Source organism: Catonella massiliensis, from assembly GCF_016651435.1.
Classification (GTDB): domain Bacteria; phylum Bacillota; class Clostridia; order Lachnospirales; family Lachnospiraceae; genus Catonella; species Catonella massiliensis.
Map to the genome: position 1 here is coordinate 764226 of NZ_JAEPRJ010000001.1, position 15320 is coordinate 779545.

A 15320-nucleotide genomic window follows, 5' to 3' on the forward strand; every position below is an offset into this window, starting at 1 on the left:
AATCTTGATTGAATAATTTAATAAAAGGGATTAAAATGGTAAGGAATATAAATTCTTTACCATTTTATTTAAAGGAGACAGGATGATGGATGAGGAAAAAGCTATATTAAGGACAGAAAGTGACTCAATTGGAGAAAAGGAAGTACCTGAGGATGCTTACTACGGGGTGCAGTCCCTTAGGGCTGCAGAGAATTTTCACATAACAGGACTTAAGATGCATCCGGAGCTCATAAGAAGCCTTGCCTTTATCAAAAAGGCTGCTGCTATGGCTAACCACAAGGTAGGACTCCTTGATGACAATATAACAAGAGCAATAATAGTAGCCTGCGATGAGATAATACTCGGAAATTACTGGAAGGACTTTATAGTAGATCCTATACAGGGTGGCGCAGGAACTTCCATCAATATGAATGCGAACGAAGTTATAGCAAACCGTGCAATAGAGCTGCTTGGCGGTAAGAAGGGAGATTACTCCGTTGTACATCCGAATGACCATGTAAACTATGGCCAGTCAACTAATGATGTAATACCTACAGCAGGCAAGATGACTACGATACGTCTGCTTGACAGGCTTAAACATGAGCTTCTAAGGCTTCACACTGCGCTTTGTGATAAGGCTATAGAGTTTGACCATATTATCAAAATGGGAAGGACTCAGATGCAGGATGCGGTGCCTATAAGGCTCGGACAGGAGTTTAAGGCTTATTCTGTAGCAATTATGCGTGATATCAACCGTATGGAGCACGCTATAGAAGAGATGAAATTTGTCAATATGGGCGGCACTGCAATAGGTACCGGAATAAATGCAGACAAGGGATATATGGAGATAATAGCACCTACTCTCTCGGAAGTATCCGGAATCAAGTTTGAACTTGCTGAAGACCTTATAGATGCAACTCAAAATATAGATGCCTTCGTCTCTGTATCAGGTTCGATAAAGGCTTGTGCAGTTACATTATCTAAGATAGCCAATGACCTTAGGCTCTTATCTTCAGGACCTCGTGCAGGATTTAACGAGATTAATCTTCCTGCCAAGCAGAACGGCTCATCCATAATGCCTGGTAAGGTAAATCCTGTTATACCTGAGGTAGTCAATCAGGTTGCATTTAAGGTAATAGGCAATGATATGACCATCACTATGGCGGCAGAAGGAGGACAGCTGGAGCTTAACGCCTTTGAGCCTGTGGTATTTTACTGTATGTTTGAATCAATAGATATCCTTGCAAGTGCGGTGCAGACCTTTGTAGATAACTGCGTAACCGGAATTACTGCCAATGAAGCCCGTTGTCAGGAGCTTGTGGATCATAGTGTAGGTGTTGTTACGGCTCTCTGCCCTTATCTTGGGTATAAAAAATCAGCAGAGCTTGCAAAGAAGGCTCTTCAGTCCAATAAGTCGATTAGAGACCTTCTTTTAGAGGAGAAGATACTTTCAGCAGAGGAAATTGACAAGATACTTGATCCGGTAAACATGACCGAGCCTATATCACTTAAGCCCTCAAAGCACTAAAGGAGAAAAATGAAACTTAGAGTACCTGATTATTATTATGATTTTAAATGTATAGGCGGGGACTGCACGGATAGCTGCTGTATAGGCTGGGAGCTTGATATTGATGAAGACTCTTATGAGGCCTATAAAAAAGTGGAAGGAAGCTTTGGAGATAGGCTTAGGGAGTCTATGGTTGACGGCTCAGACGAAGAGGATGAGTGTAATACCTTTAGACTAAAGGATGGCAGATGTCCATTCCTAAATGAAAAAAATCTTTGTGATATCTACATAAATCTTGGTGAAAAGTCGCTATGTAAGGTGTGTACCGAGTATCCAAGGTTTACGGTAGAGTATGAAAATACAAGGGAAAAGAGTATGGCCCTCTCTTGTGAAGTAGTGGGGAGGCTTTTATTCTCAAGGGAAGATGAGATTAAGTTCATCTGGAAAGAAATACCTGATGAAGTGATATATGAAGAGAGTCTTCCTATGTTTGTAGATGAGATTGAGTATATAAGAGATAAAAGCATAGCTATCTTGCAGGATAGAACAAGGGACATCTATGAGAGGATTAGCGATTTTCTTTCCTTTGTATCAAAGGCACAGGAAATTATAAATGAGGGAGGAGAAGATGACGACCTCCCCAGAATGATTGCAGAATTGAAGCCTGTCTGTAACAATGATGGGAAAGCCTCTTTTGACGCATTTTTTGAAGAGGTATGTTATCTACTTGGTGAACTTTATGTGCTTGGAGAGGAATGGGTAGAGGTATTTGCAAGATTTAAGTCAGAATTAAGCAAAGAAGTTTTGGAGGAATTTGAAAAATGCAGGAAAGAAAACAAAATGCTTGATATCTGGTATGAGAACCTTATGGTCTACTTCGTATTTAGGTATTTTACCAAGGGAGTGTATGACTGTGATGTTATATCAAGGGCAAAGTTTGCATTTTTGGGATTCTTTAGTATAAGAGGAATTGCAGCGCTAAGATATAGGGATAACCTGAAATTTGATATAGACGATATGATAGTCTCAGCCAAGGCTTATTCTAAAGAGGTAGAGCATTCAGAGGGAAATATAGCTTATTTGATGGAGGAGTTTTTGTTTTCTGAAGAATTTGAGATAGCAAACTTACAGGCGGTAATTAAGAGGAGATACTAGCATAAAGATTGTCATTTAAATGCCGATATAATTGATAAGGGGCATTGTAAGTATATGCCTCTAAACAAAGCAAAAGGATTTGCGTAAATCTTCAAGGAAAGGAGAGAAAAAATGAGTAGTATTATTGCAGGTGTTAGTGCCTCCGTAGCGCCTCAGGTAGGCGAGAAAAAAGTCTCAAAGACAAAAGATGCGGAAGTTTCTGTAAATGCCAAGGCCGTAAGTACCTCCTCACCGGAGTCCAAATCATCCGGTAAGGCAGACGCGAATGCTAAGGTTAAGACAGAAAATCAGGCAGCAGTCTATGAAAAGACTAAACAGGAAGACACTAACAAAGAACCTTACAAAATCAATAAGATGAGTAAGGAAGACAGAGCAGCCCTTGTTAAAGCCCTAAAAGAAGAGGTTGAGGCCAGACAGAAGCAGTTTTTAGAGCTTGTGAAACAGTCATTGACCGGACAGGGTGAAAAGATTGCTATTGCAACCGATAACATGGATGGAATCTGGAAAGCTCTTGCTAAAGGCAACTTTACAGTTAGTGAAGAGGTCAAAAAGCAGGCACAGGAAGACATTTCCGAAAAAGGTTACTGGGGAGTTGAAGCGACTTCAAAGAGAATGTTTGAACATGCTTCAGCCCTCGCAGGAGATGATGTGGAACAGATGAAAGCCATGCAAAAGGCAATGGAGAAGGGCTACAAAGAAGCAACTAAGGCTTGGGGTAAAGAACTTCCTGATATATCCAAGAAGACCTTAGAAGCTGCCAATAAGCTTTTTGAAGATTACTATAAGTCAAAAGGTGTAACGAGTGAGAAAGCTATGACGGCTCAGGCTTCATCAGAACTTACCGCTCAGGCGGCAGCACAAAGTGCAGCTACTGCGAAGACGACAAAGCCACAGCATGACCAGGCTGCAAAGGGCGTACAGTCAGTTTCAAAGAGCTGATAACAGTAACAAAGTTGAAATAAAACACGAAACGCTTTCAGAAAAGCTGTTGCATATTGCAACAGCTTTTCGTATACTAATAGTTTAGTAGGATAGGGCGTAAAAAGAATAGACATTTATCTTTAGATAAAAACAAAGCTTATGCCTGTAGCCTGGTATAACTTATATAAACAAAGAATTGCAAACACTATGGAGGAATCATGGATAAAATAGCGAGTTTTACAGTTAATCACCTGGTACTTGAACCGGGAGTATATGTATCGAGAAAGGATAAAGTTGGCTCTGAAGTCTTAACCACCTTTGATCTTAGGATGACAACACCCAACAAAGAACCGGTTATGAATACAGCTGAGCTTCATACCTTGGAACATATCTGTGCGACATTTTTAAGAAATCACGAAAAATATAAGGATAGCATCATCTACTTTGGACCAATGGGCTGTAGAACAGGCTGCTATCTCATTATGGCCGGAGATTTGGAGTCTGGGGATGTTCTTCCTCTTTTGATAGAAATGTTCACTTTTCTAAGGGATTTTGAGGGAGATATACCGGGAGCAAGCCCTGTAGAGTGTGGAAACTACCTTGACCAGAATCTCCCTATGGCAAAATGGCTTGCAGACAGATATTTAAAGAATACTTTAGAAAACATTGATGAAGCACATTTACATTACGCAGAGTAAATTTAGAAAAGGTATATATGAAGGAATTAGAGAGAGTTAAAGAAATAGAGAGAAGCATAGTAAAGAAGTATCATAAAGAGATATGGACCAATTTTGTAAAAGCCGTAAAAGAGTACGAGCTAATCAAAGAGGGAGACAGAATTGCAGTCTGTATATCCGGTGGCAAGGATTCGTTCTTACTTGCGAAGCTTATGCAGGAGCTTAAAAGGCATAGGAAGTTTGAATATGAGTTAAAGTTCATTGTGATGGATCCGGGCTACAATCCTACAAACAGAAAGCTGATTGAAGAAAATGCAAAGCTTTTTGAAATACCTGTAGAAATCTTTGAAAGTGATATCTTTGATGCAGTTTTTGACATAGAAAAAAGTCCCTGCTATCTATGTGCAAGGATGAGAAGAGGGCATCTTTACAGCAAAGCAAGAGAGCTTGGCTGCAATAAGATAGCTCTTGGACATCACTTTGATGATGCAATAGAAACGGTACTGATGGGAATGTTCTACGCAGGAAAATACGAAACCATGATGCCAAAGCTTCATAGCCAAAACTTTGAGGGGATGGAACTTATCCGCCCTCTATACATGGTTAGGGAAGAGCATATAAAGGCTTGGGTAAACTATAATAACCTGACCTTTCTAAGATGCGCCTGTAGGTTTACAGAAGAGCAGGAGAAGCTTGGTGACGAGGGCACTTCAAAGAGAGCGGAGATGAAGGAGTTAGTTAAAGAGCTATCGAAGGTAAATCCAAGCGTGGCTACCAATATATTTAACAGTATGTCTCATGTGAACCTTGAAACTGTAATCGCCTATAAATACGGCGGGAAAAAGCATAGTTTTTTGGATAAATATTATGATAATGAATAAAAATCTTGAAGCAGTAAAAAGTGACACAGGCACGGGCAGTAAAAGACGTGAATGGGAAGAAAGGCTTGACCTGGTTCTTGATATTGCCGAGCAGATGGTGATGTCGGGAGCAGAGGTTGCAAGAACAGAGTATAGCATAAGAAGAATATGTAAGAGTTTTGGAGCTGTAAGGGCAGAAGCACTTTCGATAACCACTAGCCTGATTGTCACAGTATACTACGGCGAATATGGCTCTGTTACCCAGACTAGAAGGGTGGATAAATTTGCTTACAATATGGACAGACTTGAGAAAATGAACGCTCTTTCAAGAGAAATCTGTGATAATAAGCTGAGTGTGAAAGAGGGCAGGGGGAGATTTAAGGAGCTGATGAATGAGAAGTATTACTCCTTTTATCACCAGATACTGTTTTTCATGCTGATTGCTTTCACCTTTACGCTTTTCTTCGGAGGAAGCGTTAAAGATGCCCTAACATCTTCAGCTATAGCTGTAATATTTAAGTATATTGATGAATTTGCAAAGAAAATAGAAATAAATAAATTTATCCCAATAGTGGTATCATCTCTTATTGGTGGCTTCCTTGCTATAGTTGCAGTGAGGATGGGGATTGCAGACTCGGTAAGTATGGTCAGTATAGGAGATGTAATGCTGCTCATACCTGGTATAATGCTAACCAATTCACTAAGGGATATGTTTGGCGGTGATACAATCACAGGTGGAATCAGATTTATAGAGGCAACCCTCATAGCTGTCATGATAGCCCTCGGCTTTTCATCTGCATCAAGATTTTATGAGGATTTATTTGCAAGAACTATAGTGTCAAGTGTAGTAGAGCTGCCGTATTATATGGTAATTATCATCACACTTGTGACATCGTTTTTTGGAAGCATAGGCTATGCCTGCACCTTTAATACCAATGCTAAAAGGCTCATGGCAGCTGGATTTGGAGGCTTTATAGGTTGGGCTGCATACATAGGAGTGGGATACTTTGTTTCTTCTGAGCCTATGAAGTACTTTGTGGCCGCCGTAGTGATAAATATTTATTCTGAAATCATGGCTGTAAGAGAGAAGGCGCCTTCAACAGTATTCTTAGTGTCTGCGATAATGCCACTTGTGCCGGGAGGAATGCTGTATAAAACTATGCACTATGCGGTAACAAAGGAATGGCATAAATTTGGTAAACTGGGAGTGGGTACTATATCGGTTGCACTTGCTTTGGCACTTGGCATGCTTATTGCGAATTCGATTATAAAGAGCCTTAGGAAGAGAAGAAGAAAGAGACTTGGAATGCAGGCTTAACTACTTTGATTTAATAGGTCGATATACCTGTAAACGCAAAAACTGATAAATGTCCGAACCCGCTTAGACATCCGCTTCACTTCGTCTAATGAGTTTGCTAAGACTTTATCAGTTTTTGCTAATATCTTTATTAGTGGAATCTTTCGCTCTGTTCTTTTATTAGTTCAACATCATCAAAGTAATTGATTTTCATAGCGGATTTAACATCCAAAAGGGTGGCTGCGGCTACACTTCTTGCTTTCTCGCTACCCTTTTTAAGTATCTCATATACAGCAGGAATATCTTTTTCATATTCTTTTCTTCTGGCTCTTATAGGCTCAAGCTCCTCTTCAAGTATTGCATTAAGGAAGCGTTTCACCTTCACATCTCCAAGTCCACCCGCCTGATAGTGGGCTTTAAGAGCATCCAGATTTTCATACTCAGGAAGATACTTGCTGAAGCTGTCATCCTTTACAAAGGCATCGAGATAAGTGAATACTGTATTTCCCTCAAGCTTACCCGGGTCACTTACCTTTATATGGTCAGGATCGGTGTACATACTCATAACCTTTGTCTTCACTTCTTCCGCACTGTCAGAAAGGTAGATACAGTTCCCCAGAGACTTACTCATCTTAGCCTTGCCATCAGTTCCAGGAAGCCTCTTGCAGGCTTCATTGTCAGGGAGCATTATATTTGGCTCTACAAGCACATCACTATAAGTGAAGTTAAACTTTCTAACTATTTCACGAGTCTGCTCTATCATAGGCTCCTGATCCTCGCCCACAGGCACATGGGTAGCCTTAAATGCGGTGATGTCGGCAGCCTGGCTTATAGGATAAGTAAAGAATCCAACAGGAATACTTGTCTCAAAGTTTCTTAACTGTATCTCGGCCTTTACGGTTGGGTTTCTTTGAAGTCTTGAAACCGTAACTAAATCCATATAATAGAAAGAAAGCTCACATAGCTCTGATATCTGTGACTGGATGAATAGGGTACACTTACTTGGGTCAAGTCCTACTGAAAGATAATCCAGTGCCACCTCTATTATATTCTGCCTCACCTTCTCTGGATTATCAGCATTGTCTGTAAGTGCCTGTGCATCGGCAATCATGATATATATTTCATCAAATTCACCTGAATTTTGAAGTTCAACTCTTCTCTTTAATGAGCCGACATAGTGGCCCAAATGGAGCTTTCCGGTAGGTCTGTCACCGGTTAAAATAATCTTAGACATTTCTCTTCCTTCTTTCATTTATTAGAGTTTAGCTGCTATATAAAAGCGTTATCTTGACATAAGTTGGATAACTTCACCTATGTACATATAATGATAGTCTTTATTTTCATAAAAGGTTTTGTCAATCTCAGGGTCAATTAAATCTTCCGGATTAATCTTAGTCACGGACAGCTTTTTCATGATTACAACATCACGCCCCTCATCAATATAAGGGGTACCATTGTAAAAATCTACATGAAACCTTGCATTTTCTATTTTGTTTTCATCGCGTCCCGATACACTTCCTATGTATTTGAGCATAAGACTTGTTGGCTTGTCGGGAGCAAAATAAGTCACTGAAAAAGTATCGTATTTATCAAGAAACTCCTTAGTGTATCTGCTTCCTCTTATAAATACAAAGCCTACATCTTTGTTCCAGATGACACCAAGACCACCCCAGGAAATAGTCATTGTATTTACGTGCCCTTCTGTACCACAGGTGAGAAGGGCAGGCTCCTCGTTTATCTTAAATGGATTCATTGTAAGTATATCATTTTCATAAGGCTGAAATGAATGTTGCACTTTATACCTCCTGTTTGCTTTCATTTTTAATATAAATAGTATATCAAAAATAAGGCTTAGTTTCTACACCTTTGCAAAGTTTTACACAAAATAAATGATACGGATGTCAAAGGCTTTTTAGTCGCTGAACAGTGCGAATAAACCTTTCTTTTGTATAAAGGATAGAAAAAGAGAGTTATAATTAAAAAAACTTTATGAAAGTAGACAAAATTTAAAAAAGCACTTGAATATTTTGCTTGACCATGCTATAATTATTTTCGTTGTTGATGGGCTATCGCCAAGCGGTAAGGCAACGGACTCTGACTCCGTCATCAAAGGTTCGAATCCTTTTAGCCCAGTTACAATAAAAGCACTCATAGAGAGTGCTTTTTTGTTAGTTCACTTAAAATGCAAAGCCAAATTATTAATGCTAAAGGTCACAAACTATTTATATTGCCTATAAAGTCAATTACTTTTTTCGTGACTATGGCGTGATATTGCGTAGATAATTTGTGCCGAATCAGGGGGTATTATGGCTAAGAATGTAATGACATATGAAGGTCTTAAAGAGCTTGAAAAAGAACTGGAGAACCTTAAAGTAAACCGCAGACGCGAAATTGCGGAGAAAATCAAAGAAGCTCGTGAACAGGGAGACCTTTCCGAGAATGCAGAGTATGATGCGGCAAAGGATGAGCAGCGTGATATAGAAGCAAGGATTGAAGAGTTAGAGAAGATTCTTAAGAATGCTGAAGTATTCTTAGAGGAGGATGCTGAGAAGGGAACAGTTAATCTTGGCTCAACTTTTACTCTGCTTGACATGGAGTACGATGAAGAGCTTGTATACAGGCTTGTTGGTGCGACAGAGGCGAACAGCCTTGAAGGAAAGATTTCAAATGAATCACCCGTAGGAAGAGCACTTAAGGGTGCCAAAGAGGGGGATATTGTTGAAGTTGAAACACCGGCAGGAACTCTTAAGTATAAGGTAATCAAGATTCATAAATAAGGAGAAGAATAGTGGCACAGGAAAATCAGGCACTTGACACTAATGAGCAGGTTGAAATTCGCAAGGAGAAGCTTGAGACTCTTAAGGCGGCAGGCAAAGATCCTTTTGTGACAACCAAGTTTGATGTTACACATCATTCAGTAGATATAAAAAATGATTTTGATAATTTAGAGAATAAACAGGTAACAATAGCCGGAAGGATGATGTTTAAGCGCATCATGGGTAAGGCAAGCTTTTGCAACCTTTCAGACAGATACGGAAGTATGCAGTGCTATGTAGCGAGAGATTCTATTGGAGAAGAGGCTTATGCTGAATTTAAGAAATATGATGTAGGTGATGTAATCGGCGTTAAGGGCTATGTATTTAAGACAAAGACTGGCGAGATTTCAGTACATGCTGAAGAAGTTACCCTCCTTACCAAGAGCCTTAGACCTCTTCCTGAGAAGTATCACGGACTTAAGGATACAGAGGCAAGATATCGTCAGAGATACCTTGACCTCATTATGAATCAGGACGTAAGAAATACCTTTGAAAAAAGGTCACAGATACTTAAAGAAATCCGTTCCTTCCTTGCAGAGAAGGACTTTATGGAAGTAGAGACTCCTCTTCTTGTTGAAAACGCAGGCGGAGCGGCTGCAAGACCATTTTTCACTCATTACAATGCACTTGATGAAGAAAGAAAGCTTAGAATCTCTCTTGAGCTTTATCTTAAGCGCCTTATAGTAGGTGGTTTTGAAAGAGTGTTTGAGATTGGACGAGTATTTAGAAATGAGGGTGTAGATACCAGACACAACCCTGAATTTACACTTATGGAGCTTTATCAGGCTTATACGGACTATAACGGTATGATGGACCTTACTGAAGAGATGTTTAGATATCTTGCTGAGAAGGTTTGTGGAAGTGCTGTTATTACTTACAATGGAATAGAGCTTGATTTTAGCAAGCCATTTAAGCGTATAACTATGCTTGATGCGGTAAAAGAGTATTCAGGAGTTGATTTTAGTACAATCACCACAGATGAAGCGGCTAAGGCTATAGCTAAGGAGAAGAATATTGCTTTCGAGCCTCATCACAAGAGGGGTGATATCATCAACCTTTTCTTCGAGGAATTCTGCGAGGAGAAGATGATACAGCCTACCTTTGTTATGGATCATCCTATTGAGATTTCACCTCTTACCAAGAAAAAGCCGGGAGCAGAGGATAGAGTTGAGCGTTTCGAGCTTTTCATAAATACCTGGGAGATGTGTAACGCTTATTCAGAGCTTAATGATCCTATCGATCAGAGAGAGCGTTTTGCTGCTCAGGATGCACTTGCTGCAGCAGGCGATGAAGAAGCAAACCACACTGACGAGGACTTCCTTACAGCACTTGAGTATGGTATGCCTCCTACAGGCGGTATCGGTTACGGTATAGACAGACTTGTAATGCTACTTACCGATTCAGCCTCAATTAGAGATGTACTCTTATTCCCTACACTTAAGAGCCTTAACCCTGATAAGAAGACATCTTCATCAGTAAGCACAGAGTCAAAGCCTGTGGAGAAGATTGATTTCTCAAAGGTTGAAATAGAGCCGCTTTTTGCAGATACAGTGGACTTTGAGACTTTCAGTAAGTCTGATTTTAGAGCAGTTAAGGTAAAAGACTGTGTAGCAGTACCTAAGAGCAAGAAGCTGTTACAGTTCACCCTCGATGATGGTACAGGCACAGACAGAACAATTTTAAGTGGCATTCATGCCTACTATGAGCCTGAGGAGTTAATTGGAAAGACACTTGTTGCCATTACCAACCTTCCTCCAAGAGCTATGATGGGAATTGAGTCCTGTGGTATGTTACTTTCAGCTATTCACAGCGAAGAAGGCGAGGAGAGACTTAACCTTCTTATGGTAGATAACAGGATACCTGCTGGTGCTAAGTTGTACTAGTTAGAAGAATTTGTAATTGGTGTCATGTGTATTAAACTAAATAAAATGTAATATATAAGACTGCTCCATAGCTAAAAGACAGCTGTGGACGGTCTTTTTTTGTTTGGTTGACAAACAATCAAAAAAATATTATAATAAAAACTGACTGAAGTCAGTCAATAAATATGAGGTAGAATTTACATGGCAAAAACTAAAGAAGAAAGACGCAAGGAAATCATTGAGACAGCTGGAAAGTTGTTTGAGGAGAAGGGATATGAGCAGACACAAGTACAGGATATTGTCAATGAAATTGGAGTAGCAAAGGGACTTTTCTATTATTACTTCAAGTCAAAAGATGAAGTAATGGAGGAGTTGGCAGATAGATATGCAGACGCGATAATAGATGCTGTCAACGAATTGATAGATAAGGATATAAGCACCTTTGACAAAATCAATCGTATTTTTCAAATTTTTATTGATTCGGCAGAAAAAAAGTCTGGCATATTTATGGGAATCCTAAATGTGAAAAACGGTATAACACACGAGAGGATTTTTTTCAATGTTGGGGAAAAAATGGTTCCTCTTGTAACAGAACTTATACTTTCTGGAAATGATAATGGAGAATGCAACTGCAGTGACCCAAAGTTTATCACTGAGTTTTTGGTTTCAGGATTGTTTAATATCATGAATCAAATTTCTCCAGATGAGAAGATCGATTATTTGAAGGAAAAACTACCAACAATCAAGACAATGATTCTTAAACTATATAATTTTGCTGAACAGAAGGAGAGCAAATGAGTAGATATTACGTATACACAGAATTAACAAATGCCATTGAACAGGCGATGCTAGTATGCGGTCTTGAGTCAGAAAGTACGCAAATATCTCATTTCATTGTTTAGCATGGTGAACGTTTCCATTTTGCTCCCGAAAAAGGACGATATTGTATTCTTTACATAGCGAGGTGAATATATTGAAAACAGTTACATTTGAGAATGTATCAAAGACATATAATGTTGGTGACAGCGAGGTAACGGCACTTGATCATGTCAGCTTCAGCATTGAAGACGAAAGCGTCACTGTGATTTTAGGACCGAGCGGATCTGGAAAGAGTACGATGCTCAATCTTATAGGTGGCATGGATAGAGCCTCATCTGGGTGCATACGGGTGTCAGATACCGATATTTCAAAGCTCAATGAATTTGAACTAACCGAATACAGAAGGAAAAAGATAGGATTTGTTTTCCAGTTTTACAATCTGATACCATCACTTAATGCGCTAGAGAATGTCAGTATTGTGGCTAAGATGACGCCACATTCGTTTGACGCAAAGGAAATGATCCGTAGTGTCGGGCTGGAGGATAGATGTCAGCATTTTCCTGATGAACTTTCAGGCGGAGAAATGCAGCGCTTGTCTATCGCACGTGCCATATGTAAAAATCCTGACATTCTTCTCTGTGATGAGCCAACAGGGGCTCTGGACAGCGCTACAGGAAGGAGTGTACTTCAACTTCTTACGGATATGGCCAGGAAATATAACAAAACCGTAATCATAGTGACGCATAATGCATCTATTGCGCTATGCGCTAATGAAGTGATACACCTAAAGGACGGTAGGATCGAATTTTCTGAGAAAAATGAAAAACCTTTGAAGGTTGACGAGGTAAACTGGTAATGGGTACACTGTTTCGTAAAATGCTTCGTGACATCTGGCGACTGAAATCTCAGTTCCTGTCGATATTTATCATGTGCGCTCTTGGAATGCTGATATACTCAGGTATCGAGGGAGTATGGAACGGTATGGAGCAGGAAGAGATTGCCTATTTTAAGGATTCAAATCTGGCAGATATCTGGATCAATGGTCTCGGATTTGACAATGATGATATTGGACAGATAAAAGAGCTTGATGGGGTAAACGAAACCCAGCTTTCCGCTGTAGAAAGCGCATATCTGGATAGCGATTCCAATGTCAATATCTGTCTTATATCCAACAAAGACAATAAAATATCAAAGCCTTTATGTATTAACGGAAATGAATATAAGCCAACAGAAGACGGCATCTGGCTGGATAAAGATTATGCAGACAATAAGAAAATCCATGTTGGTGACCAGATTCAGATATACTACGGTGAAAAAAGTCAAAAGTTAGAAGTTAAGGGATTGGTCTACAGCCCTGAGTATATCTGCTATACAGGTTCATCTACATCCACGGTGCCAGATCATTCGAAATATACCTATGGATTCATATCAGCAGATACTCTTTCTCAGATAGTCCCTAATGCAGCCTATAATCAGATAAAAATTACTACAGATAATATAACTGACGTGGATTCACTGCGCTCAGATTTGAAAACTATTCTAGGTGATAAATATATGATGTGTTATGACAGAACGGAATACACACCTGTATCTTCATACATAAATAAGATCGGGCAGATAAAAAAGATGTCTGTCATGTTTTCACTCGTATTTTTTCTTCTGGCACTCCTTACCATTTACACAACTATGACAAGAATTGTCAGGAAGCAGCGTACACAGATCGGAATATTAAAGGCGCTTGGTTTTCATCCTCTTCAGATCCAGCTACATTATGCTGTTTACGGACTTGTCATCAGCATTCCAGCAGCATTACTGGGCTATGAGCTTGCACCATATACAGTAACCCCTGTCCTTCTTTCTCTGCAGAAAAAGTTTTACAGCATGCCTGAATGGCTGGGGCGTAATTCGTATTATTCAGTAATACTTATTGTACTGCTTATCACTATCTGTACCTTATCTGCCTGGATCTCATGCAGATCCATCGTAGCTGAGACACCGGCTGATTTGCTCCGTGCTTCTGGCAGGCAGAGTCAGAAAAAGGTCTTTGCTGAACATTTTAAAGTTCTGTGGAACAGACTGAGCTTTGACTGGAGATGGATCATCCGAGATGCAGGACAGAACAAAATTCGTACAGCAATAGGAATTGTAGGCGTTTTAGGGAGCATGATGCTTCTGATGTCAAGCTTCGGATTAAAAGACACTATCAACATCGTAAACAGTGAGATTTATGGCAGGCAATACACTTATTATGAAAAGTTAAATCTCAGTATGTCTCCAACAGAGGATGAAGTCAAAAAAATAGAATCTCTTCTGTCAGGCGACTGTCAGTGGGTAAGCGAACAGTCATGTGAGGCAAAAAGCTCAATGTCTGTTCATTCTGAAAGTCTGTTTATTATTGGTCAGGGTTATTTTTTCACGACATATGATACTGATGGAAATGTGCTGGAACTGCCTGATGATGGAATAATTCTATCCGGTTCTTCAGCCAGGGATCTGAATGTGAAAGAAAACGGATTTATCAGCATACTTATAGCGGGAAAGAGAAATTATCTGAAGGTCTCCCAGATAGCAGATATAAACAGCCCTCAGGGAATATTTATGTCGCAGTCATACTGGAAATCGCTTGGCAATACATTTACAGCCAGCGCATTATTGGCAGATGACAACATGAATCTGGACGATGTGAGGCAGATGTCTGTTATCAAAGATTCAGTCAAGTTGAAGAAACAATACAGTGAGTCAGAGGAATTGCTGGACAGCGTTCAAGGAGTGATCATACTTCTAATCGTAGCAGCCATTCTTCTAAGTATTGTGATCCAGTATAATCTCGGATTATTGAACTTTACAGAAAAATACAGAGAATATGCCACACTTCGTGTTCTCGGCAGCTACAATACAGATATAAAGAGTCTTATCTTTAAAAGCAGCCTGATCACCATGGTGACAGGGTGGATAATTGGCTCGATTGCCGGATGGTATTTTCTTGGACTATATGTCAGAACAGTCTCAACAACCACGATTTCATATTCACCTCATTTACGATTGATATCATATATAATTGTTTCATTGATCGTCGTAGGCTGCTCTCTTTTGATCCAGCTTATGGTATGCAGGTTAACAGCACATATAGATATGGTCGAATCGTTGAAGTCGGTCGAATAAAATGTTGTCTTAAGAAAAAATAACCGCCGTCTGCAGATATTTAAAATCCTGTGCGAGATTACCGCACCGGGTTAACTGCAGTACGCCTAGTGGTGCACGTTTCTAACAGGTTCAGAGCCTGAATTTATAGAAGATGACGTATTTAAAATCATTATTCCCCTGTCTGTCGGTTCGAGGACAAAGGTAGGCCCAGAGACTTCTCTTGTAGCAAGTGGTCAAGTCAAGTGGTCAAGTCAAGTGATCAAGTTGATTAAAAGATGATCGG

The 15320-nt window shown here is 39.8% G+C and carries 12 protein-coding genes, 1 tRNA gene and 1 pseudogene; 12 read left to right on the top strand and 2 right to left on the bottom strand.

What is annotated here, in order from left to right; all coding sequences use genetic code 11:
- Positions 1-85 precede the first annotated feature (85 nt).
- The 6 genes and pseudogenes from JJN12_RS03375 to JJN12_RS03400 all read left to right on the top strand — a co-directional run bounded on the left by JJN12_RS03375 (position 86) and on the right by JJN12_RS03400 (position 6417).
- Entirely contained in the window at positions 86-1507 is a 1422-nt protein-coding gene (locus tag JJN12_RS03375) for an aspartate ammonia-lyase (RefSeq protein ID WP_208430304.1), read from the top strand.
- Positions 1508-1516: 9 nt separating this feature from the next.
- Complete coding sequence (fliB, locus tag JJN12_RS03380; RefSeq protein ID WP_208428374.1) at positions 1517-2641, top strand: flagellin lysine-N-methylase; 1125 nt, start codon at positions 1517-1519, stop codon at positions 2639-2641.
- A gap of 111 nt (positions 2642-2752) precedes the next feature.
- The gene (locus tag JJN12_RS03385) at positions 2753-3580 is read left to right on the top strand and encodes a hypothetical protein (protein WP_208428375.1); all 828 of its coding nucleotides are present in this window, start codon (positions 2753-2755) and stop codon (positions 3578-3580) included.
- A gap of 200 nt (positions 3581-3780) precedes the next feature.
- Positions 3781-4260: an S-ribosylhomocysteine lyase gene (locus tag JJN12_RS03390; protein ID WP_208428376.1), complete on the top strand. Its 480-nt coding sequence runs from the start codon at positions 3781-3783 to the stop codon at positions 4258-4260.
- A 20-nt stretch (positions 4261-4280) separates the two neighbouring features.
- A pseudogene (locus JJN12_RS03395) lies at positions 4281-5120 on the top strand (tRNA 2-thiocytidine biosynthesis TtcA family protein); the annotation flags it as partial.
- Complete coding sequence (locus JJN12_RS03400; protein ID WP_208428378.1) at positions 5107-6417, top strand: threonine/serine exporter family protein; 1311 nt, start codon at positions 5107-5109, stop codon at positions 6415-6417. The pseudogene JJN12_RS03395 and the gene JJN12_RS03400, both read left to right, overlap by 14 nt.
- Positions 6418-6547: 130 nt before the next feature.
- Here JJN12_RS03400 and trpS read toward each other — a convergent pair whose 3' ends face one another.
- Positions 6548-7630, bottom strand: a complete 1083-nt coding sequence (gene trpS / locus JJN12_RS03405; protein WP_208428379.1) for a tryptophan--tRNA ligase — start codon at positions 7628-7630, stop codon at positions 6548-6550.
- 48 nt (positions 7631-7678) lie between these two features.
- On the bottom strand, positions 7679-8191 hold the full coding sequence (locus tag JJN12_RS03410) for a flavin reductase family protein (protein WP_328706787.1): 513 nt from the start codon (positions 8189-8191) through the stop codon (positions 7679-7681).
- 267 nt (positions 8192-8458) lie between these two features.
- Between JJN12_RS03410 and JJN12_RS03415 the strand changes: the two genes are divergently transcribed.
- The 6 genes from JJN12_RS03415 (at position 8459) to JJN12_RS03440 (ending at position 15055) form a co-directional block, all read left to right on the top strand.
- Positions 8459-8529 (top strand) — tRNA-Gln (locus tag JJN12_RS03415).
- 173 nt (positions 8530-8702) lie between these two features.
- Complete coding sequence (greA, locus tag JJN12_RS03420) at positions 8703-9173, top strand: transcription elongation factor GreA (protein ID WP_208428380.1); 471 nt, start codon at positions 8703-8705, stop codon at positions 9171-9173.
- 11 nt (positions 9174-9184) lie between these two features.
- Positions 9185-11095 carry a lysine--tRNA ligase gene (lysS, locus tag JJN12_RS03425; protein WP_208428381.1) on the top strand — a complete coding sequence of 637 codons (1911 nt, stop codon included), beginning with the start codon at positions 9185-9187 and terminating at the stop codon, positions 11093-11095.
- Positions 11096-11275: 180 nt separating this feature from the next.
- A complete protein-coding gene (locus JJN12_RS03430; protein WP_208428382.1) occupies positions 11276-11872 on the top strand; it encodes a TetR/AcrR family transcriptional regulator in 597 nt (198 codons plus the stop codon).
- Positions 11873-12044: 172 nt separating this feature from the next.
- On the top strand, positions 12045-12749 hold the full coding sequence (locus tag JJN12_RS03435) for an ABC transporter ATP-binding protein (protein WP_408610925.1): 705 nt from the start codon (positions 12045-12047) through the stop codon (positions 12747-12749).
- Complete coding sequence (locus tag JJN12_RS03440) at positions 12749-15055, top strand: ABC transporter permease (protein WP_208428384.1); 2307 nt, start codon at positions 12749-12751, stop codon at positions 15053-15055. Before JJN12_RS03435 ends, JJN12_RS03440 begins: the two co-directional genes overlap by 1 nt.
- Positions 15056-15320 lie beyond the last annotated feature (265 nt).

Bases quoted from the DNA above. Each gene is read 5' to 3' on its own strand.
- JJN12_RS03375 (WP_208430304.1), top strand. From the start codon at position 86: ATGGATGAGGAAAAAGCTATATTAAGGACAGAAAGTGACTCAATTGGA.
- fliB (WP_208428374.1), top strand. From the start codon at position 1,517: ATGAAACTTAGAGTACCTGATTATTATTATGATTTTAAATGTATAGGC.
- JJN12_RS03385 (WP_208428375.1), top strand. From the start codon at position 2,753: ATGAGTAGTATTATTGCAGGTGTTAGTGCCTCCGTAGCGCCTCAGGTA.
- JJN12_RS03390 (WP_208428376.1), top strand. From the start codon at position 3,781: ATGGATAAAATAGCGAGTTTTACAGTTAATCACCTGGTACTTGAACCG.
- JJN12_RS03400 (WP_208428378.1), top strand. From the start codon at position 5,107: ATGATAATGAATAAAAATCTTGAAGCAGTAAAAAGTGACACAGGCACG.
- trpS (WP_208428379.1), bottom strand. From the start codon at position 7,630: ATGTCTAAGATTATTTTAACCGGTGACAGACCTACCGGAAAGCTCCAT.
- greA (WP_208428380.1), top strand. From the start codon at position 8,703: ATGGCTAAGAATGTAATGACATATGAAGGTCTTAAAGAGCTTGAAAAA.
- JJN12_RS03430 (WP_208428382.1), top strand. From the start codon at position 11,276: ATGGCAAAAACTAAAGAAGAAAGACGCAAGGAAATCATTGAGACAGCT.
- JJN12_RS03440 (WP_208428384.1), top strand. From the start codon at position 12,749: ATGGGTACACTGTTTCGTAAAATGCTTCGTGACATCTGGCGACTGAAA.